The sequence below is a fragment of the Pseudomonas mendocina genome, from assembly GCF_003008615.1.
Lineage (GTDB): Bacteria > Pseudomonadota > Gammaproteobacteria > Pseudomonadales > Pseudomonadaceae > Aquipseudomonas > Aquipseudomonas mendocina_C.
The window spans coordinates 913,597-934,622 of the sequence record NZ_CP027657.1; the positions used below are offsets into that span (position 1 = coordinate 913,597).

Below are 21,026 nucleotides of genomic sequence, written 5' to 3' on the forward strand. Positions count from 1 at the left end.
AAACCTTCGTTCGGCTGCACCCGCAGGCCTGGGCCTACGGGTGGACACGGGATTAGTTGAGCTGTTCGACGCGCAGACGCATGACCGGCGAGGTCACGCCATCGAGCGCTTCCATGGCGGCAATGGCTTCGATGATACGCGCCTCGACCACGCGATGGGTCACGAGGATCATCGGCACCAGGCCATCCTGCTCCTCGGCTTCCTTCTGCATGATCGACTCGATGTTGATGCCACGCTCGGAGAGGATGCTCGCCACCTGCGCCAGCACACCGGGGTGATCCTTGGCCTGGATACGCAGGTAATAGGCGCTCTCGCACTCGGCGATGGGCAGGATCGGGTGGTCGGAAAGCGAGTCCGGCTGGAAGGCCAGGTGCGGCACGCGATTGGTCGGATCGGTGGTCAGTGCACGCACTACGTCCACCAGGTCGGCCACCACTGCCGACGCAGTCGGCTCCATGCCGGCACCAGCTCCGTAATACAGAGTGCTGCCCACCGCATCGCCATTGACCATCACCGCGTTCATCACGCCATTGACGTTGGCGATCAGGCGGTCGGCCGGGATCAGCGTCGGGTGTACACGCAGCTCGATGCCCGCCTCGGTACGACGAGCGACGCCCAGGTGCTTGATGCGATAACCCAGCGCCTCGGCATAGTTCACGTCGGCCGTGGTCAGCTTGGTGATGCCTTCGGTATAGGCCTTGTCGAACTGCAGCGGAATGCCAAAGGCGATGGAGGCCAGAATGGTCAGCTTGTGCGCAGCGTCGATGCCTTCGACGTCGAAGGTCGGGTCGGCCTCGGCGTAGCCCAGCGCCTGCGCTTCCTTGAGCACGTCTTCGAAGGCACGGCCTTTCTCGCGCATTTCGGTGAGAATGAAGTTGCCGGTGCCGTTGATGATGCCGGCCAGCCAGTTGATGCGGTTGGCCGACAGGCCTTCGCGGATCGCCTTGATCACCGGGATGCCACCAGCCACGGCGGCCTCGAAGGCGACGATAACGCCCTTCTCACGAGCCTTGGCGAAGATCTCGTTGCCGTGCACAGCGATCAGCGCCTTATTGGCGGTGACCACGTGCTTGCCATTTTCGATGGCCTTGAGCACCAGCTCCTTGGCCAGGGTGTAGCCGCCGATCAGCTCAATGACGATGTCGATCTCGGGATTGTTGACCAACTCGAAGACATCGCTGGTCATGGCAATGCCGGTAGTGTCGTACTGCGGCTTGGGCGAACGAATGGCGATCTGGGCAATCTCGATGCCGCGACCGGCGCGCCGAGTAATCTCCTCGGCATTGCGCTTGAGTACATTCAAAGTACCGCCACCGACGGTGCCCAACCCACAGATGCCCACTTTGACCGGCTTCACACTCAATTCCCCATCAGCACTGCACGAAACGGCCGGAGCATGCCCCGGCCGCAGATAAAGAGCCGCACCTTACGAAGCGGCTGTTTGTTAGTCAATCCACGACTCAAAGAACCTATTCACGAGCTCGCGAGCTAGAGCAATGCAAGGCGCAACGACCAGCGGGAGTAACAGCCGAAGGCTGGCCCGAAGGGCGAGCGCCAGCGAGTCAAACAGGCGAGGAACGCTCGGAGCCGCGCTCGACTTTACGAGCTGTAAATGAGCAGTACTCACTTCGTTCGCCCTTCGGGCCGCGCTAAAGCGCGTTAGCCGCAAGCGGCTCTCCGAGCCTGTTTTAAACGCAGCAGAGCCGACGCACAGCAGGTCGTGGATAGGTTCTTAGTTCGACTCCAGGGCAATCTTGGCCAACTGCGGCGCAGGCTGGTAGCCCGGAATCATCTTGCCGTTGGCCAGAACGATGGCCGGCGTGCCATTGACCCCAATCATCTGACCGAGCTGGTACTGCTTGGCCACCGGATTGTCGCAAGTAGCGTCGGCTACGCTCTGGCGAGTCTTGGCGCGATTCATCGCCTCCTGCTGATCCTTGGCGCACCAGACGCTGACCAGTTCCTTGGCCGCCGGGCTGTTCATACCCTGACGCGGGAAGGCGACATAACGCACTTCGACGCCCAGACGATTGAGTTCCGGCACTTCGCTGTGCAGCTTCTGGCAATAGCCGCAGTCGGTATCGGTGAAGACGGTGATATGGGTCTTCGGTGCCTTGGGCGCGAAGACCACCATTTCCTTGGCCGGAATGGCATTGATCTGCTGGGCCACCGCGCGGCTTTCTTCGATCTCGGTCAGGTTGACGGCCTTGCCATCCTTGACCTGGAACAGGTAGCCCTGAATTAGGAACTGACCATCGGCACTGGTATAGAGCTGACGACCACCCTGCAGTTGAACCTGATAGATACCCGTCATCGGGCTCTCGGCGATAGCCTCGATCGGCAGGCTGGCATCCAGCGATTTCAGGCTCTGACGAATCGCCTGATCGGGATCATCGGCCAGGGTTACGCTACTGCCCAGCACGAGTGCCAGCGCAAGGGAAATACGGCTCAGGGACATGGATACTCCTGTCGAATGACGGACGAGCAAATATCGGCACAGCCTACCACAGATGACCTGACGGACAGCGCTTCAGCGACCAGACGGCGCACTCAACCGCGCGGGTGGTGCTTGGCATGCAACTCCTGCAGACGGGCACGTGCGATATGAGTGTAGATCTGCGTGGTAGACAGATCGCTATGCCCCAGCAGCATCTGTACGACCCGCAGATCGGCACCATGATTGAGCAGATGGGTGGCGAAGGCGTGACGCAGCGTGTGCGGCGACAGCGACTTGGCGATCCCGGCGACCCGCGCCTGGTGCTTGATACGGTGCCAGAAGGTCTGCCGAGTCATCTGCTCACCACGCAGGCTAGGGAACAGCACATCACTGGGCTTGCCACCAAGCAATAGCGGGCGCGCTTCGCGGCTGTAGCGCTCGATCCAGGCGATAGCCTCCTCGCCCAGCGGCACCAGACGCTCCTTGCCACCCTTGCCGAACACCCGCAGCACACCCTGACGCAGGTTCACCTGCTCCAGCGTCAGCCCCACCAGCTCGCTGACCCGCAGGCCACAGGCATACAGCACCTCGAGCATGGCGCGATCACGCAAACCAATCGGGTCATCCAGATCGGGCGCCTGCAGCAGGGCTTCGACATCCGCCTCGGACAGCGACTTGGGCAGCGGCCTGCCGATCTGCGGCAACTCGATCTGCAAGGTCGGGTCTTCGCTGATCAACGCCTCACGCAGCAGAAAGCGGTAGAAACCGCGCAGACCGGAGAGAAAGCGCGCCGTGGAGCGCGCCTGATAGCGCTGCTCCAGACGCCAGGCCAGGTGATCGAGAATCCCATCGCGGCCAATTGACTGCAGCTCCAGACCGCGCTCATCGAGCCAGGCGTTGAAGTGTTCCAGATCACTGCGATAAGCAGCACGGGTATGGTCGGACAGCCCCTTCTCCAGCCAGAGGGACTCAAGAAACTGCTCGATCAACGGATGCGACAGAGTGGACATGCAAAGACTTCGGTAACGGCGGATACCTAGTGTTTCACAGCCCCGATCAAGCCTCCAGCCACAAAGACACGCAGCTGCAACCAATCGAAACAGCCGGGTAACCGGACGCTACCAGCCAGACGAATCTCCATCAGACAAGCCTATCCTTGGTTGGGTGACAGCCAGCATGGTTGGGACGATGATTTCAACCTGCCATCACCCACCGGTAGCTCCTCCATGTCCCAACACGCCCACTCGCGACTCGGCCAGATACTCATCAACAAAGGATTGATTAGCAGCACGCAGCTGGACGCCGCGATCAAGGCACAACTCACCAGCCAGAAGCGGCTCGGTGAAGTGCTCATAGAGCAGGGATTGCTGACTCAGAAACAACTGAGCAAAGCACTTAAGAAGCAGAACAACCTGCGCCTGGCCGCCACCCTGGTGGCAGCCCTGATGACGCCCTTCCAGATGGCCAGCGCCGACATCCAGCGCCTGCAGCCACCCAGCAGCATCACTCAGGAGGAAACGCCGCGCGGCATGCAGTCACTGAGCGACAGCGAAATGAGTTCGGTGAGCGCACAAGGCCTGGACGACGCACTGCAGGGTTTGCTGCTGCGCGCGGAAAGTGGCGATGGGCTGGGCACGGTCAAGCAACTGGCCAAGCTGGTGATGCCGGTACTCGATAATCTCGACGCAGAAACCAGCCTGCGCGATGTGCGCTATGACACCGGCAAGCTGCGCTCGACGCCGAACAACGACGGCTCGTTCAACGTCAACCTGCCCAGCTCCATTGGCGAACTGCGCTTCGACAACATCCGCGTCAAGGACGCCCCCGCCGGGCAGAGCTTCGGCAACCTCAGCCTGCACAACATCGACCTGTCCCAGGCCAGCCTGAAAATCAGCCTGCGCCCCTGAGCTCATACCAGGTTGTGATGCCCCATAACGAAAAAAGCAGCCCGTAGGCTGCTTTTTTCAGAGAAGCGTCCGAACTTAGGACAGCTTTTCCTTGATGCGCGCGGCTTTGCCGGACAGGTCGCGCAGGTAGTACAGCTTAGCTTTGCGCACGTCACCGCGACGCTTGACGCTCAGGCTGTCGACCAGCGGGGAGTAGGTCTGGAAGGTACGCTCGACGCCAACACCGCTGGAGATTTTGCGAACGGTGAAGGCGCTGTTCAGACCGCGGTTACGCTTGGCGATAACGACGCCTTCGAAAGCCTGCAGACGCTGACGGTCGCCTTCCTTAACTTTTACCTGAACGATGACGGTGTCACCTGGGGCGAAAGTCGGGATTTCTTTGTTCATCTGCTCGGCTTCGAGCATCTGGATAATCTTGTTGGTCATGCTGCGCTCCTAAGACAAGCCTCCCGGCCTGCCATCGATACGTTAACTATCGTTCCGCTGGCGGATGTATTCCTCCAGCAGCTTCTTCTCTTCTCCAGAAAGCGAGCGGCTATCCAGAAGATCAGCGCGACGTTCCCAGGTCCGCCCAAGGGACTGCTGCAAACGCCAGCGCCGGATGTGTTCGTGGTTGCCGCTAAGCAACACCTCAGGAACACGTTTATCCGCATACACCTCCGGGCGAGTGTAGTGCGGGCAGTCGAGCAGGCCATCCGTAAAGGAGTCCTCCTCGGCCGAATCGGCATGACCCAATGCTCCAGGCAAAAGGCGCGTCACCGCATCGATCAGCACCATGGCCGGCAGCTCACCGCCGGACAGGACGTAGTCGCCAATCGACCATTCCTCGTCGACATGCGCCTCGATGAAGCGCTCGTCGATACCTTCATAACGACCGGCGATCAGGATCAGTGCCTGCTCCTGCGCCAACTCGCGAACCGCAGCCTGATTCAGCTGACGGCCCTGGGGCGAAAGGTAGATCACCTTCGCACCCTCTCCCGCGGCTTGCCTGGCGCTAACCAGAGCATCCTCGAGAGGCTTGATCTTCATCACCATGCCGGGGCCGCCACCGAAGGGGCGATCATCCACCGTATGATGTCGATCGGTCGTGTAGTCCCGCGGGTTCCAGCAGTTGAGCTGCAGCAGCTCCTGCTTCACCGCACGACTGGTGATGCCGTACTCGCCGATGGCGGCGAACATCTCAGGGAACAGCGTGATGACTTCTACGCGCATGAGCCTTAGAAATCCGCATCCCAGTCCACCCGCATCTCGCCAGCAGCCAGATCAACCGTCAGCACGCATTGCTCCGTATAGGGCAACAGGCGCTCGCGATCATCCAGACTGCCCGCCACGGGCTTGACCACCATCACATCATTTGCACCGGTCTCGAACAGATGGTCGACCACACCGAGCAATTGCCCCGCCTGATCGATGACCTTCAATCCGTGTAACTGGTACCAGTAGAACTCGCCATCATCCAGATCCGGCAGCTCGCTGCGCGGCACGCAGATCTCGAAGCCGGCGTAGGTACGCGCGATTTCGCGATCATCCAGACCTTTCAACTTGGCAACCAGCACCTTGCCCTGAAGGCGGCCGCTGGCCAGTTCTACCTGCTTTACCTCGCCATCACGCCTGAGCGTCCAGCGCTGGTAATCGAGCACGTTATCGATGGGGTCAGTGAAGGAATAAACCTTTACCTCACCCCTGACGCCGTGCACCGAAACAATCTTGCCGAGAACAACCAGATCTTCGGCTACGGCCGGCGTCGTACTCATAAAGATGCTTAGGCAGCAGCCTTGGCAGCTTCCTTGAGCAGCTGAGCAACGCGCTCAGACGGCTGTGCACCCTGGCTCAGCCAGTAGGTAGCACGCTCTTGATTGACGGACAGCTTGACTTCAGCACCCGAGGCGATCGGGTTGAAGAAACCGATACGCTCTACGAAGCGACCGTCGCGCGCATTGCGGCTGTTGGTCACGGTCAGGTGGTAGAAGGGGCGCTTTTTGGAGCCGCCACGAGCGAGACGAATAGTTACCATGAGAACATCGTTCCTGTAGTCGGTGCTAACTTGAGGCACACATCAAAAATGGGCCTAGGCCCGAAAGGCCGCATATTCTAAGGATTATGCGGCTGTTTGCAAATCTCTTTTTCCGACCAGCCGTCGAGCTGGGCACAAGCATCAGAATTTCGGCATGCCGCCGCCGGGGAACATCCCCCCCATGCCGCGCATCATCTTGGCCATACCGCCCTTGGCAGTGAATTTCTTCATCATCTTCTGCATCTGCTTGTGCTGCTTGATCAGCCGACCGATGTCCTGCACCTGAGTGCCGGAACCCAGCGCGATGCGACGCTTGCGCGAACCACTGATGATGTCCGGGTCACGGCGCTCGGCGGGGGTCATGGAGTTGATGATCGCCTCCATCTGCTTGAACTGCTTTTCGGCAGCGCCCTGGGCGTTACCCATCTGCGACAGGTTGACGCCGCCGATGGACGGCAGCTTGTCCATCAGGCCGCCGAGACCGCCCATGTTCTTCATCTGCTGCAACTGGTCACGGAAGTCTTCGAGATCGAAGCCCTTGCCCTTCTTCAGCTTCTTGGTGAGCTTCTCGGCTTTCTCGCGGTCAAGGGTCTGCTCGGCCTGCTCGATCAGACTGAGCACATCACCCATACCGAGGATGCGGGAGGCGATACGATCCGGATGGAACGGCTCCAGCGCGTCGCTCTTCTCACCCATACCGATGAATTTGATCGGTTTGCCGGTGATGTGGCGCACCGACAGCGCGGCACCGCCACGGGCATCGCCATCGACCTTGGTCAGCACCACGCCGGTCAGCGGCAGGGCATCGGCAAAAGCCTTGGCGGTATTGGCGGCGTCCTGACCAGTCATGGCGTCGACCACGAACAGGGTCTCGACCGGCTTGACCGCGGCGTGGAGCGCCTGGATCTCGGCCATCATCTCGGCGTCGATGGCCAGACGACCGGCGGTATCGAGGATGACCACGTCGATGAACTTGAGCTTGGCCTCACGGATCGCCGCATTGGCGATGTCCACCGGCTTCTGGCTGACATCGGAAGGGAAGAAGGCGATGTCCAGGTCGCTGGCCAGGGTTTCCAGCTGCTTGATCGCCGCAGGGCGATAGACGTCAGCGGAAACCAGCAGTACCGACTTCTTCTTACGCTCCTTGAGGAACTTGGCCAGCTTGCCGGCGGTGGTGGTCTTACCCGCACCTTGCAGGCCAGCCATCAGCACCACGGCAGGCGGTGCAGCGTTCAGCGCCAGATCTTCGTTGGCCGCGCCCATCAGCTCTTCGAGCTCGGCACGAACGATCTTCACGAAGGCCTGACCTGGAGTCAGGCTCTTCGACACCTCGGTGCCGACCGCACGCTCCTTGACCCGGTTGACGAAGTCCTTGACCACCGGCAGAGCGACGTCGGCCTCAAGCAACGCCATACGCACTTCGCGCAGCGTGTCCTTGATATTGTCTTCGGTGAGCTTGGCCTTGCCGGTGACGCTACGCAGCGTCAGGGAAAGGCGATCGGTAAGATTTTCGAACATGCGCGTTCCTTTGAAGAGCGCCCAGACTGGGCCAGGCATGCAACAGGCGGCGGATTATAGCGGAGTCACCGCGCCACCGACACCGCCTGCGGTCTTTCGTGTCACCGGCCTTCTGTGCCACACTCAGCGCCTTTCGGGCTCGCCTTACACGGACTTATGCACCCTCTGCTGCCCAGCCTAGCCGCTGCCTTCCTATATGCCGGCGCTGCCGCCTACCAAGGTCTGCACCTGAAAAAGCGCAGCACACCCGACAAGCGCCTGCTCGTAGTGTTCGGCGCACTCGCCTTGCTGCTGCACGGCGTCAGCCTGTTCTTCCAGCTGAACCACGGCGGCGCCCTCAACCTGGACTTCTTCAATGCAGCCAGCCTGATTGCCTGCGCGGTGATCGCACTGATCCTGCTGGCCTGCCTGCGCATACCGGTGCAAAACCTGCTGCTTTTTCTGTTCCCGCTGGGCGCGATGACCGTGCTGCTCGCCGAGTTCATGCCCTCTGGCACCATCAGCCCGGTGCAGGCACACCCCGGCATCCTTGCACATATCCTGCTGTCGATCCTGGCCTATGGCCTGCTGACCATCGCCGTGTTCCAGTCGATCCTGCTGTTGCTGCAGGACTACCAGCTCAAGCACAAGCACCCGTCCGGACTGATCAAGAACTTTCCTCCTCTGCAAACCATGGAAAGCCTGCTGTTCGGCTTCCTGCTGGCTGGCTGGATCGCCCTGTCGTTGTCACTGCTGTCAGGTGCGTTGTTCCTCGACGACCTGTTCGCCCAGCACCTGGCGCACAAGACCATCCTCTCCTGCTTCGCCTGGGTGGTATTCGCCGTGCTGCTGTGGGGACGCCATCAGATGGGCTGGCGCGGGCACAAGGCCATTCGCTGGACGCTGGCCGGCTTCTGCCTGCTGATGCTGGCCTACTTCGGCAGCAAGCTGGTTCGCGAATTCATCCTGCACGTTTGACTGTAGGACGGGTGCAACCCGCCACCGACACCAATGGCGGCTTACACCCGCCCTACTTACGGATCTTCCCGGATTGCATCCGGGCTACGGATTCAGCGGCACCTAGCTGAAGCTCAACAAGCCCTCGCCAGGCGCTCAGCCAGGCCTTGCGCCCAAACCCTGTAACCCAGCGCGGATGGATGGTAGCCATCCTCCGCCAGGTAGCGCGCCTCGAAGGCCAGGCTCAACTCGCAATATTGCGCTTGCTGCTCCCGTGCCACCGCACGCAGCTCGCGATCCAGCAAACTCGCCCGCCAGCCAAGCAGTTGCCGCAGCAGCCAGGGCAAGGCCCGAAAGTGCTGCAAGGGCGGTACGGCGCTGAACGCCACCACCATCCCCCGCTCACGCAACGCCACGGCCATGCCGCGCAAGGCCGCCTGCCAGCGTTTGCAGGTAGTGAGATGAGTGGTGTCGTTGACGCCGAAAACCAGCAAGGCCAGATCGGCCGGCTCGTTCAGGACTTCAGGCAACAGACGCTGACACGCCTGCTCGGCAGTGATGCCGTTTTCGCCACAGGCATGCCAGCGCACCGGCCGCTGCATGCGTTCGGCAAGCGCTTCAGCCAGGCAGGCGACCAGCGCCTCATCAAGGTGCTTTACACCGACTCCGGCGACCGTCGACTCACCGACCAGCAGCAGGCGAAACGGCTCGCCAGGCAATGCGGCGCCAGCCAGGCCACGAACCTCCCCCTCTGCCGGCGGCAAACGCAACGCCGTGCGCCGCGTACGCAATGCCAGCGGCACTGCGAGCGGCGCTAGCGCAAGCGTCGCCAGCCACCAGAGGGCATGTCTCACAGCTGGACGCGAACAGCCTTGGCGCTGCGCAGTGCCTTGGCACGAGCCTCATCGATCGACTCGTCACGCGCCAGTGCCACACCCATGCGACGCTGGCCCTTGACCTCCGGCTTGCCGAACAGGCGCAGTGCGGTATCCGGCTCGCTCAGCGCAGCACCGAGATTGGAGAAGCTGGCCTGCTGCGAGTTGCCCTCGACCAGGATCACCGCCGAAGCCGACGGGCCCAGCTGGCGAATGGCCGGAATCGGCAAACCGAGAATGGCGCGCGCATGCAGGGCGAATTCGGACAGATCCTGAGAAATCAGAGTCACCAGACCGGTATCGTGCGGACGCGGCGAGACCTCGCTGAACCACACCTGATCGCCCTTGACGAACAGCTCGACACCAAACAGACCACGACCGCCCAGCGCCTCGGTGACCGCCAGCGCAACGCGCTCGGACTCTGCCAACGCTTTCGGACTCATCGCCTGCGGCTGCCAGGATTCCTGGTAATCGCCGTTCTCCTGGCGGTGGCCGATCGGCGCGCAGAAACTGGTACCACTGGCATGACGCACGGTCAGCAGGGTGATTTCGTAATCGAAGTCGATGAAACCTTCGACGATCACCCGGCCCTTGCCGGCACGACCGCCTTCCTGAGCGTAATCCCAGGACTTCTGCAGGTCAGCATCGCTGCGCAGCACGCTCTGCCCCTTGCCGGAAGAGCTCATGATCGGCTTGGCGACACAGGGATAGCCAACGGACTTCACCGAGGCGACGTAGTCTTCGAAGTTGTCCGAGAAGTGGTACGGCGAAGTCGGCAGGCCCAGTTCTTCGGCGGCCAGACGACGGATGCCTTCGCGGTTCATGGTCAGCTGTGCGGCGCGTGCGGTGGGCACCACGTTGAAGCCTTCGCTCTCCAGCTCGACCAGGGTCGCGGTGGCGATGGCCTCGATCTCGGGAACGATGTAGTGCGGCTGCTCCTTCTCGATCACCGCGCGCAGGGCAGCGCCGTCGAGCATGTCGATCACGTGACTGCGATGCGCCACCTGCATGGCCGGGGCATTGGCATAGCGATCCACGCCGATGACTTCGCAGCCTAGGCGCTGCAGTTCGATCACCACTTCCTTGCCGAGCTCACCACAACCACACAGCAGTACACGGGTCGCGCTCGGCGACAGAGGGGTTCCTATACGGGGCATGAATATTCCTCGAAAACGGGACAGTGAATCAGGAAGACGTCAGTAGAAGTCCCGAAGCGCGGGCGCGCTCCAGGCATAGTTGCAGCACCGCACGGCGCTCGGTGTTCTCCATGCGGCCCCAGCGGGTGATTTCGGCAGCCGTGCGCTGGCAACCGATGCAGACATCCTGCTCGTCCAGCGCGCAGACATGCACGCAAGGCGAGCGCACGGGCTTTTCCGCTTCACTCATCGTCAGGCACCAGCTCGCGGGCGTAGCGCTGCGCATTATGGACGTAATGAGCGGCACTGGCTTCGAGCATCTTCTTCTGCGGCTCGGTGAGCTCGCGCACCACCTTGCCGGGGCTGCCCATCACCAGGCTGCCGTCGGGAATGACCTTGCCCTCGGGAATCAGGCTATTGGCGCCGATGATGCAGTACTTGCCGATCTTCGCGCCGTTGAGGATCACCGAGTTGATGCCGATCAGGCTGTAATCGTCGACGCTGCAGCCATGCATCATCACGTTGTGGCCGACGGTCACGCCCTTGCCCAGGGTCAGCGGAAATCCCATGTCGGTATGCATGACGCTGCCGTCCTGGACGTTACTGTTCTCGCCGATGTGGATCAGTTCGTTGTCGCCACGCAGCACGGCACCAAACCAGACGCTGGCACCGGCCTCCAGACGGACTTTGCCGATCAGGTCGGCGCTCGGCGCAACCCAGCTGTCGGGATGGGCCTCGACACGGGAGCTTCCCAGGCGGTATTTCATGCTCGTCAGTCCTCAGCGCAGATGGATGAAGTGTTCGAGGGGCTGGTTCAGAGCGATGCCGGCGTCATAAACCAGATTGACCAGCTCCACCACCATGATCGCCGTCAGGCCCCAGATGCGGTACTCGCCATAGGTGTAGGACGGCACGTACCAGCTGCGCCCGAGGTAATCGATACGATGGGTCATCTCGCGCGGGTCGCTGCGAAAGAACTCCAGCGGCACCGAAAACACCGAGGCGATCTCGGCATCGTTGGCCTTGTACTCCACGTAGTCCGGCACCAGGCCGACATAGGGCGTAACCTGAATGCCGTGGCGCGACACCAGGCTGCTGAGCGGCCCGATGACCTCGACCAAGCCTGGCGGCAGGCCGATTTCCTCCTCGGCCTCACGTAGCGCGGTATCCACCAGATCACGATCCTCCGGATCGCGCCGGCCACCGGGAAACGCCACCTCACCGCCATGGGTCGACAGACTGGTGGCGCGCAGGGTCAGCACCAGCTCAGGTTCGTCACTGCGGGTGATGGGGACCAGCACCGCCGCCTCGGGGAAGCTGCGCTCGGTCTCCAGAGGGCGCGGTGAATAACCGCGCACGCGATGGAGCAACTCGTCCAGCATGGGCATACTCGGAATCTTGTTTTGCCCGGCATCATGGCATGAAAGCGCTCGCTCGCCCAACCCCGACGATAGGCTTGAATGGCTTCAATGGCGGGCTTGCCGGCCACAACGCAGGCAGCCAAGATAGCGCCAGCAACCGAGGACAGGGCATGAAATTCTGCAGCCAGTGCGGCAACGCCGTTACCCGCATGATTCCCGCTGGCGACAACCGCATGCGTCACGTATGCGGCCACTGCGCCACCGTTCACTACGAAAACCCGCGCATCGTTGCCGGCTGCCTAGCCGTTTGGGGTGACCAGGTGCTGCTGTGTCGCCGCGCCATCGAACCGCGCCGCGGTTATTGGACACTGCCCGCCGGTTTCATGGAGAACGGCGAAACCACCGAACAGGCTGCCGCCCGCGAAACCCTCGAGGAAGCCTGCGCTCGCGTGCGTGACCTGAACCTCTACACCCTTTTCGACCTGCCCCACATCAGCCAGGTGTACATGATGTTTCGCGCCGAGCTGGTCGACCTGGATTTCGCCGTGGGCGAAGAGAGCCTGGAAGTGCGCCTGTTCGAAGAATCGCAGATCCCCTGGTCTGAGCTGGCTTTCCCGACCATAGGGCGTACCTTAGAATGCTTCTTTGCCGACCGTCGGCAGAACCTCTTCCCGGTACGCAACGAGCCGCTCGCGGCGCTGCGCGCTCATTACACGCCCCGTTGACCTTTGCGGATATCACCCGATGCGCTGGTTGTTGCCCCTGCTTTGCCTCACCCTCAGCCTCAATGCCATGGCCAGCACCACACCCGTGGCCAGCAGCCGCACAGTGGACAAGGTGCTGGTACTCAAATCCGAGCGCAAATTGCATCTGCAGCAGCGCGGTGAAACCATAAAGTCCTACCGCATCTCCCTCGGTAAACAACCCGACGGCGCAAAGCTGCGCGAGGGCGACCTGCGCACGCCCGAAGGCTTCTACTGGATCGACTGGCGCAAGCCCAGCGACAAGTACCAGCTGTCGCTGCATATCTCCTACCCTAATGCCCGCGACCTGGCCAAGGCCAAGGATGCCGGCGTACCGCCAGGCAGCATGATCATGATTCACGGCACGCCGCTGGACGAGGAATACCCGGAGTGGTTCTTCCACACCCTGGACTGGACCGAAGGCTGCATCGCCATGAAGAACGACGATATGCGCGAGGTATGGAGCCTGGTCAAAGATGGGACGCTGATCGAAATCAGGCCCTGAGCCATTGCAATGAAAAAGGCGCCAATGGCGCCTTTTTCATATCGAATCAGAACTGCAGGTCGGATAGCCGCCAGACGTCGAAAGCCGGCGTTTCGTAGGGATGCGTCTTCTTCAGAGCTTTCACTGCATCGTGGATCAGTTCGTCAGCGACGACCATTTCAACCTTCCACTCCGCGACCTGCTCGATGCCGCCAACCTGGCCAAGAAATGGCTGACTACCTTCCAACGCACGGAACTGACCCTGCCCCAGCACTTGCCAGCAGCAACTGTCGTAGAGGCCGATACGCCCACCACCTGCCGCGAATACCGCTTTTTTCACCGGTTCCAGATGGGTTTCCGGCACATAGAAACACAGCTTGTACATCAAGTTCTCCGCAGATGGGCAACCGAACAACAGACAATCCATGACGCCAATATGATGTCACTTTGACATTGAATTGTCTTGAGGGCGCCTGCACAAATCCACTTGAGGCGTGACAGGTTCCGCTGTTTTCGACTCAACCTGCTGGGGTGACGTTCTCAATTGCCCCTGAAAAAGCGCCGCCATTTGTCGGCCAGACCTGGAGCCGATGGGCTATGACTGCCATCGCAGTAGGGCAACCCGGCCGAGCGCCCGCAGCGGCACAGCAACAAACGCTGTTCACGCTCAGGGCGCAGGATCAGGGAGCAATCGCAGTGGTCGTCGCAGTCCGGCAGGGACGCCGAATGTCCGCAGCGGCACAGACGGTGGACTTCGCCAGATTTGACCAGGCGCACTTCAGGAAGGATGAGGGGAGAATCATCGGCCATGGATGGGCCTGCGTAGCTCGGATGAAATCCGGGGAAGGTATGCCACAGGTTTTCCCGGATTGCATCCGGGCTACACGGCCGTGCTCCCCTCTCCCGCTTGCAGGAGAGGGCTCGGCGTTCGATCTACACCGGCGCCAGCTCAAGCTGGATCGGAGCGCGGCCGCTTTTGCCCTCTCCCGCCCTTCGGACACCCTCGGCTTTGGCATCCTGCGTCGCCCTACCTCCTGCATCCATGCAGTCGTCTCCCATGAATGGGAGAGGGTCAGCAGAAGGCCGCTACGCGGCCGCTGTTAATCCACCCATACCCGTGCATTGCGGAACATGCGCATCCAGCCGCCGTCTTCCTGCCACTCGTCCGGACGCCAGGAGTTCTGCACGGCGCGGAACACGCGCTCCGGGTGCGGCATCATGATGGTGACGCGACCGTCGCGGCTGGTCAGGCCGGTAATCCCGCGCGGCGAACCGTTGGGGTTAGCCGGGTAGGTCTCGGTGACCTTGCCGTGGTTGTCGACGAAACGCATGGCCACGGTGCCGGAGAGATCGGCCTCCAGCAGCGCCTCCTCGCTCTCGAACTCGGCATGGCCTTCGCCGTGAGCAATGGCGATCGGCATACGCGAACCGGCCATGCCCTGCAGGAAGATCGACGCCGACTCCTGAATCTGCACCATGGCTACGCGCGCCTCGAACTGCTCGGAGCGGTTGCGCACGAAGTGCGGCCAGAACTCGGTACCCGGAATCAGTTCGTGCAGGTTGCTCATCATCTGGCAACCGTTGCACACGCCAAGGGTGAAACTGTCCTTGCGCTCGAAGAAGCCCTGGAAAGCATCACGGGCACGGGCGTTGAACAGCACCGACTTGGCCCAGCCTTCACCGGCACCCAGCACGTCGCCGTAGGAGAAACCACCGCAGGCCACCAGACCCTTGAACGCTTCCAGGCTGACGCGGCCAGCCAGGATGTCGCTCATATGCACATCTATCGCACTAAATCCGGCGCGGTCGAAGGCTGCCGCCATTTCCACCTGGCCGTTAACGCCCTGCTCACGCAGGATCGCAATTTGCGGACGCACGCCCTTCTTGATGTAGGGCGCGGCAACATCCTGATTAACGTCGAAGCCCAGCTTGACGCTCAGGCCAGGGTTGTCTTCTTCCAGCAGCGCATCGAACTCCTGATCAGCACACTCGGCGTTATCACGCAGGCGCTGGATCTGGTAGCTGGTCTCGGCCCACTGACGCTGCAGCAGGCGACGCTCGCCGGAGAACACTGGCTCGCCGTTGAAGCTGATGCTGACTTCGCTGTTGTTCACGGCCTGGCCGATCACGGCCACGCAATCGCCAAGGCCAGCTGCACTGAACTGCGCCAGTACTTCGGCAGTGGCGTCCTGATGCACCTGAATGACGGCGCCCAGTTCTTCGTTGAACAGAACGGCTGGCAGCTCGCTGGCCTCATCCGCCAGAGCATCGAGGCTCAGGCTCAGGCCGCAATGGCCGGCGAAGGCCATTTCCAGCACGGTGGTCAGCAGACCGCCGTCGGAACGGTCGTGGTAGGCCAAGAGGTGACCATCGGCATTGAGGCCCTGGATCACGGCGAAGAAGGCCTTGAGGTCTTCGGCATCATCGACATCCGGCACCTGCTGACCGATCTTCGCGTAGACCTGAGCGAGGATCGAGCCGCCCATACGGTTCTGGCCACGACCCAGGTCGATCAGGATCAGGTCGGTGACACCCTTGTCCATGCGCAGTTGTGGGGTCAGGGTCTGGCGAATGTCCTGTACCGGCGCGAAGCCGGTGATCACCAGCGACAGCGGCGAGGTCACGCTCTTGTCGACGCCCTCTTCCTGCCAGCGGGTTTTCATGGACATGGAGTCCTTGCCCACCGGAATGGTGATGCCCAGCGCCGGGCACAGCTCCATGCCGACGGCCTTAACGGTGTCGTACAGGCGGGCGTCTTCACCCGGATGACCGGCAGCGGCCATCCAGTTGGCCGACAGTTTGATGTCGGAGAGTTTTTCGATGCGCGCGGCGGCCAGGTTGGTAACGGTTTCGCCGACGGCCATACGCCCGGAAGCCGGAGCATCCAGCAGCGCCAGCGGGGTGCGCTCGCCCATGGCCATGGCTTCACCGGTGTAGACGTCGAAGCTGGTGGCGGTGACGGCGCAGTCGGCCACCGGCACCTGCCACGGGCCGACCATCTGGTCACGTGCCACCAGACCGGTGATGGTGCGGTCGCCGATGGTGATCAGGAAGCTCTTGCTGGCCACGGCCGGATGGCGCAATACGCGCTCCAGCGCTTCGTCGATGGCCACTTCGCTGGCGGCGAAGTCATCGCCCTGCTCGGCTTCGCGCGCGACGCTGCGATGCATACGCGGCGGCTTGCCCAGCAGCACCTCCAGCGGCATGTCCACCGGGGTGTTGCCGAAATGACTGTCGGTAACGGTCAGATGCGGCTCGGCTGTGGCCTCGCCGACCACGGCGAAGGGGCAGCGCTCGCGCTCGCAGATGGCCTTGAAACGCTCGAAGTCGGCAGCGTCCACGCTCATCACATAGCGTTCCTGCGACTCGTTGCACCAGATTTCGTGCGGGGCCATGCCCGGCTCATCGTTGGGCACGTTGCGCAGTTCAAAACGGCCACCACGGCCGCCGTCGTTGATCAGCTCCGGCAAGGCGTTGGAGATACCACCAGCGCCGACGTCGTGGATGAATTTGATCGGGTTGGCTTCACCCAGCTGCCAGCAGCGGTCGATGACCTCCTGGCAGCGGCGCTCCATCTCCGGGTTCTCGCGCTGTACCGAGGCGAAGTCCAGGTCAGCCGAGCTGGCACCGGTGGCCATGGAGGATGCAGCACCGCCGCCAAGGCCGATGAGCATGGCCGGGCCGCCGAGCACGATCAGCTTGGCGCCGACCGAGATCTCGCCCTTCTGCACATGGTTCTCACGGATGTTGCCGAGACCGCCAGCGAGCATGATCGGCTTGTGATAGCCGCGCACTTCTTCACCGCGCGGGCTGTCGACCGCCTGCTCGAAGGTACGGAAGTAGCCATTGAGCGCCGGGCGACCGAATTCGTTGTTGAACGCGGCGCCGCCCAGCGGGCCTTCGATCATGATATCCAGCGCGCTGACAATGCGCTCGGGCTTGCCGTAGGGCTTTTCCCAGGGCTGCACGAAGCCGGGGATATTCAGGTTGGAAACCGAGAAGCCAGTCAGACCGGCCTTGGGCTTGGCACCACGACCAGTGGCGCCTTCGTCGCGGATCTCACCACCGGAACCAGTGGAGGCACCGGGGAACGGCGCGATGGCGGTCGGGTGGTTGTGGGTTTCCACCTTCATCAGGATGTGCACCGGCTCCTGCACCGCGCCGTACTGGCGGGTTTCAGGATTGGGGAAGAAACGCCCGGCGGTGTGGCCGACGATGACCGAGGCATTGTCCTTGTAAGCGGACAGCACACCTTCGTTGTGCATCTGGTAGGTGTTCTTGATCATGCCGAACAGCGACTTTTCCTGGCTCTCGCCATCGATGTCCCAGCTGGCATTGAAGATCTTGTGGCGGCAGTGCTCGGAGTTGGCCTGGGCGAACATCATCAGCTCGATGTCGTGCGGGTTGCGCCCCAGGTCGTTGAAGCTCTTCACCAGGTAATCGATTTCGTCTTCGGCCAGGGCCAGGCCCAGATCCTGGTTGGCCCGCTCCAGCGCCGCGCGGCCACCGCCGAGTACGTCCACCGCGGTCAGCGGTTTGGGCTGAGCATGGCTGAACAGTGCAGAGGCCTCTTCCAGGCTGCTCAACACGAGCTGGGTCATGCGGTCGTGCAGGGCAGCAGCAACAGCGGCCTGATCATCCGCCGACAGCTCGCCAGTGACGTAATAGGCGATGCCACGCTCCAGGCGCTGGATCTTGGCCAGACCACAGTTGCGGGCAATATCGCTGGCCTTGCTCGACCACGGCGAGATGGTGCCGAAGCGCGGAATCGTCAGAAACAGCTTGCCGCTGGGCTCCTGCACCGGCACGCTCGGGCCGTACTTGAGCAGACGCGCCAGTACCTGTTCCTCGTCGGCGCTGAGAACGCCTGTGACATCGGCGAAATGCGCGAACTCGGCGTACAGCCCGGTCACGGCCGGCACTTTGCTGGTCAGTTGCTCGAGCAATTTGCCATGGCGGAAAGCGGAAAGGGCGGGAGCGCCGCGCAGAATCAACATCGTCGGAACAGCCTCTGGGAAGGGGTGTGCTGGAGGCCGGGCATTCTACCCTAAAGCCGCCGCCTGCGGCACCCGTGGCCTGGCGCTTTAAGGACGAACGCGCATTAACAGAGAAGCGAAGCGCTGTCGAGATATGGCGCCGCAGCGGCTTTGCGTATACTGCGCCGATGTTTGCACGACCTGCGATACGCATGCGTTGCGCCACAGGGCTGTTGGCGATTGGAACCCTCCTGATGCTCGCTGGCTGCGGCGAAGACCCCAAGCCCAGCGTACTCGAGCAGGTAAAGGCGGAGGGTGAGCTGCGCGTGGTTACTCGCAACAGCCCCGCCACCTACTTCCAGGATCGCAACGGCGCGACCGGTTTCGAATACGAACTGGCCAAACGCTTCGCCACCGACCTCGGCCTGGAACTGAAGATCGAAACCGCTGACAACCTCGACAGCCTGTTCGCCAGCCTGGATCGCGCCAACGGCCCGGTAATGGCCGCTGCCGGCCTGGTTGATACGCCGCAGCGCCAGCGCCAGGCGCGTTTCTCCATTCCGTACCTGGAAGTCACGCCACAAATCATCTATCGCCAGGGCCAGCCGCGCCCGAGCAAGGCCGAAGACCTGGTCGGCAAACGTATCCTGGTACTGGCTGGCAGCAGCCATGCCGAACAACTGGCGGCTCTCAAGCTGGAGCTACCGGAACTACAGTTCGAAGTCTCCGACGCTGTGGAAGTAGTCGACCTGCTGCGCATGGTCGACGAGGGGCAGATCGACCTGACGCTGGTGGACTCCAACGAACTGGCGATGAACCAGGTGTATTTCCCCAACGTACGGGTCGGCTTCGACCTTGGCGAGACCAATCACATGCGCTGGGCGGTGGCCGCTGGCGAGGATGACAGCCTGCTGCGGGAAATCGACGCATTCCTCGAACGCTCGGAGGCCAACGGCACGCTGCAACGCCTGAAAGAGCGCTACTACGGCCATGTCGACGTACTCGGCTACGTCGGCGCCTACACCTTCGCCCAGCACCTGCAACAACGCCTGCCGCGCTACGAGAAGATGTTCCGCCAGGCCGGCCACAGCCATCAGGTGGATTGGCGATTGCTCGCTGCCATGGGCTATCAGGAATCGCTGTGGCAACCCAATGCCACCTCCAAGACTGGCGTACGCGGCCTGATGATGCTGACCCAGCGCACTGCGCAATCGGTCGGCGTCTCCAACCGACTCGACCCCAGGCAAAGCATCGAAGGCGGTGCACGCTACTTCATTCAGGTTCACCAGCAACTGCCGGAAAGCATTGCCGAGCCGGATCGCACCTGGTTCGCCCTGGCAGCCTACAACGTCGGCGGCGGCCATCTGGAAGATGCACGCAAGCTGACCGAGGCCGAAGGGCTGGATCCGAACAAGTGGGCCGATGTACAGAAGATCCTGCCTCGCCTAGCGCAGAAGCAGTGGTACAGCAAGACGCGCTACGGCTATGCGCGCGGCGGTGAGCCCGTGCACTTCGTGCGTAACATCCGCCGCTACTACGACATCCTCACCTGGGTGACCCAGCCACAGCTGGAAGGCACGCAAGTGGCCGAAAGCGGTATCCACCTGCCAGGCATCGACAAACGCAAGCCCGAAGAAGAAACCCCGCCGCTCTGAGCCTTCAGAGCAAACGCTGATTCCCTACAGCACAACGACTGATTACTCGCCGCGCCTCAGGCAGCCCCTTGAGACGACTCGAACACTGCGCCTGGCTCTCGACTCGCTCGACCCGCAAAACGGCCTGCTCATCGATGCTGATCAGGTAGGGATGGTTGTAGCGCGCCCGATCATCCCAGTGGCTGAAACGCTGATCGCTAAAAACGCAGCGATAATCCAGCTGGCCAGTGAACCCCTGAAAGCGGTCGCGCAGGAAGATATGGTGGTAGCGCAGCCAGTCACGATCACGCTGACCAACACGCACAGCCTCCTGGCACTCTTCGAGCGTAGTGATCTGCGGCTCATGCAGAAAGATGCTCTGCGCCAGGTTGGAGCCACCCAACTGCACGCTGGCCAGCAGATACACCTCCTGCTCGGCAGCGAACGCAGGCGCGGTCGACAGCATCAGCAGGGCCAACATCCGTTTACTCATAATCTTTCCCTGTAGCAGTGCTCAGCCTCGCCGAGCCTTGAAGAACTCTCGCAGCATCGCCCCGCTCTCCTCGGCCAGCAACCCTCCCTCCACCAGCACACGGTGGTTGAGAAAGCCCTGCTCGAAGAATTGCCCCTGGCTGATCGCCACGCCCGCACGTGGCTCGCTGGCGGCGAACACCACGCGCGCGATGCGCGCATGGACGATCAGGCCGGCGCACATGCTGCAGGGCTCCAGCGTGACGTACAAGGTGCTGCCAGGCAGCCGATAGTTCTGCACGCTTTGCGCCGCCGCACGGATCGCCACTATCTCGGCATGAGCACTGGGGTCGTGGCGCAGGATCGGACAATTGAAGCCCTGGCCGACCACTTCGTCGCCCTGCACCAGCACCGCCCCCACTGGCACCTCGCCTTGCTCGGCGCCCAGTCGCGCCTGCTCCAGCGCCAGACGCATGAAGTACTCGTCACGCGAGCGGTCGATGATCTGCGGTCTTTTCATTGCATCAATCCCAG

Annotated in this window: 23 protein-coding genes; 5 read left to right on the top strand and 18 right to left on the bottom strand. The window is 62.0% G+C overall.

The features are described from left to right. Nucleotides 1-52: 52 nt before the first annotated feature. The 3 genes from C7A17_RS04255 to xerD form a co-directional block, all read right to left on the bottom strand. A complete protein-coding gene (locus tag C7A17_RS04255) occupies nt 53-1,357 on the bottom strand; it encodes a homoserine dehydrogenase (protein WP_106736847.1) in 1,305 nt (434 codons plus the stop codon). Nucleotides 1,358-1,732: 375 nt separating this feature from the next. Continuing rightward, complete coding sequence (dsbC, locus tag C7A17_RS04260) at nt 1,733-2,458, bottom strand: bifunctional protein-disulfide isomerase/oxidoreductase DsbC (RefSeq protein ID WP_106736848.1); 726 nt, start codon at nt 2,456-2,458, stop codon at nt 1,733-1,735. 92 nt (nt 2,459-2,550) lie between these two features. Next, complete coding sequence (gene xerD / locus C7A17_RS04265; protein ID WP_106736849.1) at nt 2,551-3,447, bottom strand: site-specific tyrosine recombinase XerD; 897 nt, start codon at nt 3,445-3,447, stop codon at nt 2,551-2,553. A gap of 216 nt (nt 3,448-3,663) precedes the next feature. On the opposite strand from xerD, the gene C7A17_RS04270 reads away from it, so the two are divergent. Continuing rightward, nucleotides 3,664-4,344, top strand: coding sequence for a hypothetical protein (locus tag C7A17_RS04270; RefSeq protein ID WP_106742727.1), 681 nt, complete (start codon nt 3,664-3,666; stop codon nt 4,342-4,344). A 75-nt stretch (nt 4,345-4,419) separates the two neighbouring features. Here C7A17_RS04270 and rplS read toward each other — a convergent pair whose 3' ends face one another. From rplS to ffh, 5 genes are all read right to left on the bottom strand, one after another. Continuing rightward, the gene (gene rplS / locus C7A17_RS04275) at nt 4,420-4,770 is read right to left on the bottom strand and encodes a 50S ribosomal protein L19 (RefSeq protein WP_106736850.1); all 351 of its coding nucleotides are present in this window, start codon (nt 4,768-4,770) and stop codon (nt 4,420-4,422) included. 42 nt (nt 4,771-4,812) lie between these two features. Further along, complete coding sequence (trmD, locus tag C7A17_RS04280; protein ID WP_106736851.1) at nt 4,813-5,556, bottom strand: tRNA (guanosine(37)-N1)-methyltransferase TrmD; 744 nt, start codon at nt 5,554-5,556, stop codon at nt 4,813-4,815. A 5-nt stretch (nt 5,557-5,561) separates the two neighbouring features. Beyond that, the gene (rimM, locus tag C7A17_RS04285; protein WP_106736852.1) at nt 5,562-6,098 is read right to left on the bottom strand and encodes a ribosome maturation factor RimM; all 537 of its coding nucleotides are present in this window, start codon (nt 6,096-6,098) and stop codon (nt 5,562-5,564) included. A gap of 8 nt (nt 6,099-6,106) precedes the next feature. After that, a complete protein-coding gene (gene rpsP, locus C7A17_RS04290; protein ID WP_009403592.1) occupies nt 6,107-6,358 on the bottom strand; it encodes a 30S ribosomal protein S16 in 252 nt (83 codons plus the stop codon). 141 nt (nt 6,359-6,499) lie between these two features. Beyond that, nucleotides 6,500-7,876, bottom strand: coding sequence for a signal recognition particle protein (gene ffh / locus C7A17_RS04295; RefSeq protein WP_106736853.1), 1,377 nt, complete (start codon nt 7,874-7,876; stop codon nt 6,500-6,502). 156 nt (nt 7,877-8,032) lie between these two features. Here ffh and C7A17_RS04300 point away from each other — a divergent pair, with 156 nt between their 5' ends. Beyond that, nucleotides 8,033-8,833: a cytochrome C assembly family protein gene (locus C7A17_RS04300; RefSeq protein ID WP_106736854.1), complete on the top strand. Its 801-nt coding sequence runs from the start codon at nt 8,033-8,035 to the stop codon at nt 8,831-8,833. Nucleotides 8,834-8,946: 113 nt separating this feature from the next. Here the strand turns inward: C7A17_RS04300 and C7A17_RS04305 are convergent, their stop codons facing one another. From C7A17_RS04305 to C7A17_RS04325, 5 genes are read right to left on the bottom strand one after another with little or no spacing between them, the layout of a single operon-like run. After that, on the bottom strand, nt 8,947-9,666 hold the full coding sequence (locus C7A17_RS04305) for an SGNH/GDSL hydrolase family protein (RefSeq protein WP_106736855.1): 720 nt from the start codon (nt 9,664-9,666) through the stop codon (nt 8,947-8,949). Beyond that, on the bottom strand, nt 9,663-10,844 hold the full coding sequence (gene purT / locus C7A17_RS04310) for a formate-dependent phosphoribosylglycinamide formyltransferase (RefSeq protein ID WP_106736856.1): 1,182 nt from the start codon (nt 10,842-10,844) through the stop codon (nt 9,663-9,665). Before purT ends, C7A17_RS04305 begins: the two co-directional genes overlap by 4 nt. A 28-nt stretch (nt 10,845-10,872) precedes the next feature. Next, complete coding sequence (locus C7A17_RS04315; protein ID WP_106736857.1) at nt 10,873-11,073, bottom strand: DUF1289 domain-containing protein; 201 nt, start codon at nt 11,071-11,073, stop codon at nt 10,873-10,875. Continuing rightward, a complete protein-coding gene (locus C7A17_RS04320; RefSeq protein WP_106736858.1) occupies nt 11,066-11,590 on the bottom strand; it encodes a gamma carbonic anhydrase family protein in 525 nt (174 codons plus the stop codon). Before C7A17_RS04320 ends, C7A17_RS04315 begins: the two co-directional genes overlap by 8 nt. A gap of 12 nt (nt 11,591-11,602) precedes the next feature. Next, nucleotides 11,603-12,205, bottom strand: a complete 603-nt coding sequence (locus tag C7A17_RS04325) for a CoA pyrophosphatase (RefSeq protein ID WP_106742729.1) — start codon at nt 12,203-12,205, stop codon at nt 11,603-11,605. A gap of 149 nt (nt 12,206-12,354) precedes the next feature. Here C7A17_RS04325 and C7A17_RS04330 point away from each other — a divergent pair, with 149 nt between their 5' ends. Further along, complete coding sequence (locus C7A17_RS04330; RefSeq protein ID WP_106736859.1) at nt 12,355-12,909, top strand: NUDIX hydrolase; 555 nt, start codon at nt 12,355-12,357, stop codon at nt 12,907-12,909. Nucleotides 12,910-12,928: 19 nt separating this feature from the next. Next, complete coding sequence (locus C7A17_RS04335; RefSeq protein WP_106736860.1) at nt 12,929-13,432, top strand: L,D-transpeptidase family protein; 504 nt, start codon at nt 12,929-12,931, stop codon at nt 13,430-13,432. Between the two features lie 46 nt (nt 13,433-13,478). Here the strand turns inward: C7A17_RS04335 and C7A17_RS04340 are convergent, their stop codons facing one another. The 3 genes from C7A17_RS04340 to purL all read right to left on the bottom strand — a co-directional run bounded on the left by C7A17_RS04340 (nt 13,479) and on the right by purL (nt 18,408). After that, on the bottom strand, nt 13,479-13,796 hold the full coding sequence (locus tag C7A17_RS04340) for a YqfO family protein (protein WP_106736861.1): 318 nt from the start codon (nt 13,794-13,796) through the stop codon (nt 13,479-13,481). Between the two features lie 155 nt (nt 13,797-13,951). Further along, a complete protein-coding gene (locus C7A17_RS27310) occupies nt 13,952-14,221 on the bottom strand; it encodes a CDGSH iron-sulfur domain-containing protein (protein ID WP_106736862.1) in 270 nt (89 codons plus the stop codon). A 290-nt stretch (nt 14,222-14,511) separates the two neighbouring features. Next, nucleotides 14,512-18,408, bottom strand: a complete 3,897-nt coding sequence (gene purL, locus C7A17_RS04350) for a phosphoribosylformylglycinamidine synthase (protein WP_106736863.1) — start codon at nt 18,406-18,408, stop codon at nt 14,512-14,514. Nucleotides 18,409-18,575: 167 nt separating this feature from the next. Here purL and mltF point away from each other — a divergent pair, with 167 nt between their 5' ends. Next, a complete protein-coding gene (gene mltF, locus C7A17_RS04355) occupies nt 18,576-20,042 on the top strand; it encodes a membrane-bound lytic murein transglycosylase MltF (RefSeq protein ID WP_199796390.1) in 1,467 nt (488 codons plus the stop codon). 4 nt (nt 20,043-20,046) lie between these two features. Here mltF and C7A17_RS04360 read toward each other — a convergent pair whose 3' ends face one another. Together C7A17_RS04360 and tadA are read right to left on the bottom strand one after the other, a co-directional pair. Next, nucleotides 20,047-20,502: a hypothetical protein gene (locus C7A17_RS04360; RefSeq protein ID WP_106736865.1), complete on the bottom strand. Its 456-nt coding sequence runs from the start codon at nt 20,500-20,502 to the stop codon at nt 20,047-20,049. Nucleotides 20,503-20,535: 33 nt separating this feature from the next. Beyond that, nucleotides 20,536-21,012: a tRNA adenosine(34) deaminase TadA gene (gene tadA, locus C7A17_RS04365; RefSeq protein WP_106736866.1), complete on the bottom strand. Its 477-nt coding sequence runs from the start codon at nt 21,010-21,012 to the stop codon at nt 20,536-20,538. Nucleotides 21,013-21,026: the final 14 nt, after the last annotated feature.

Coding starts and splice junctions, on each gene's coding strand:
- dsbC (WP_106736848.1), bottom strand. CDS start 2,458: ATGTCCCTGAGCCGTATTTCCCTTGCGCTGGCACTCGTGCTGGGCAGT.
- xerD (WP_106736849.1), bottom strand. CDS start 3,447: ATGTCCACTCTGTCGCATCCGTTGATCGAGCAGTTTCTTGAGTCCCTC.
- C7A17_RS04270 (WP_106742727.1), top strand. CDS start 3,664: ATGTCCCAACACGCCCACTCGCGACTCGGCCAGATACTCATCAACAAA.
- rplS (WP_106736850.1), bottom strand. CDS start 4,770: ATGACCAACAAGATTATCCAGATGCTCGAAGCCGAGCAGATGAACAAA.
- trmD (WP_106736851.1), bottom strand. CDS start 5,556: ATGCGCGTAGAAGTCATCACGCTGTTCCCTGAGATGTTCGCCGCCATC.
- rimM (WP_106736852.1), bottom strand. CDS start 6,098: ATGAGTACGACGCCGGCCGTAGCCGAAGATCTGGTTGTTCTCGGCAAG.
- rpsP (WP_009403592.1), bottom strand. CDS start 6,358: ATGGTAACTATTCGTCTCGCTCGTGGCGGCTCCAAAAAGCGCCCCTTC.
- ffh (WP_106736853.1), bottom strand. CDS start 7,876: ATGTTCGAAAATCTTACCGATCGCCTTTCCCTGACGCTGCGTAGCGTC.
- C7A17_RS04300 (WP_106736854.1), top strand. CDS start 8,033: ATGCACCCTCTGCTGCCCAGCCTAGCCGCTGCCTTCCTATATGCCGGC.
- purT (WP_106736856.1), bottom strand. CDS start 10,844: ATGCCCCGTATAGGAACCCCTCTGTCGCCGAGCGCGACCCGTGTACTG.
- C7A17_RS04315 (WP_106736857.1), bottom strand. CDS start 11,073: ATGAGTGAAGCGGAAAAGCCCGTGCGCTCGCCTTGCGTGCATGTCTGC.
- C7A17_RS04320 (WP_106736858.1), bottom strand. CDS start 11,590: ATGAAATACCGCCTGGGAAGCTCCCGTGTCGAGGCCCATCCCGACAGC.
- C7A17_RS04325 (WP_106742729.1), bottom strand. CDS start 12,205: ATGCTGGACGAGTTGCTCCATCGCGTGCGCGGTTATTCACCGCGCCCT.
- C7A17_RS04330 (WP_106736859.1), top strand. CDS start 12,355: ATGAAATTCTGCAGCCAGTGCGGCAACGCCGTTACCCGCATGATTCCC.
- C7A17_RS04335 (WP_106736860.1), top strand. CDS start 12,929: ATGCGCTGGTTGTTGCCCCTGCTTTGCCTCACCCTCAGCCTCAATGCC.
- C7A17_RS04340 (WP_106736861.1), bottom strand. CDS start 13,796: ATGTACAAGCTGTGTTTCTATGTGCCGGAAACCCATCTGGAACCGGTG.
- C7A17_RS27310 (WP_106736862.1), bottom strand. CDS start 14,221: ATGGCCGATGATTCTCCCCTCATCCTTCCTGAAGTGCGCCTGGTCAAA.
- purL (WP_106736863.1), bottom strand. CDS start 18,408: ATGTTGATTCTGCGCGGCGCTCCCGCCCTTTCCGCTTTCCGCCATGGC.
- mltF (WP_199796390.1), top strand. CDS start 18,576: ATGTTTGCACGACCTGCGATACGCATGCGTTGCGCCACAGGGCTGTTG.
- C7A17_RS04360 (WP_106736865.1), bottom strand. CDS start 20,502: ATGTTGGCCCTGCTGATGCTGTCGACCGCGCCTGCGTTCGCTGCCGAG.
- tadA (WP_106736866.1), bottom strand. CDS start 21,012: ATGAAAAGACCGCAGATCATCGACCGCTCGCGTGACGAGTACTTCATG.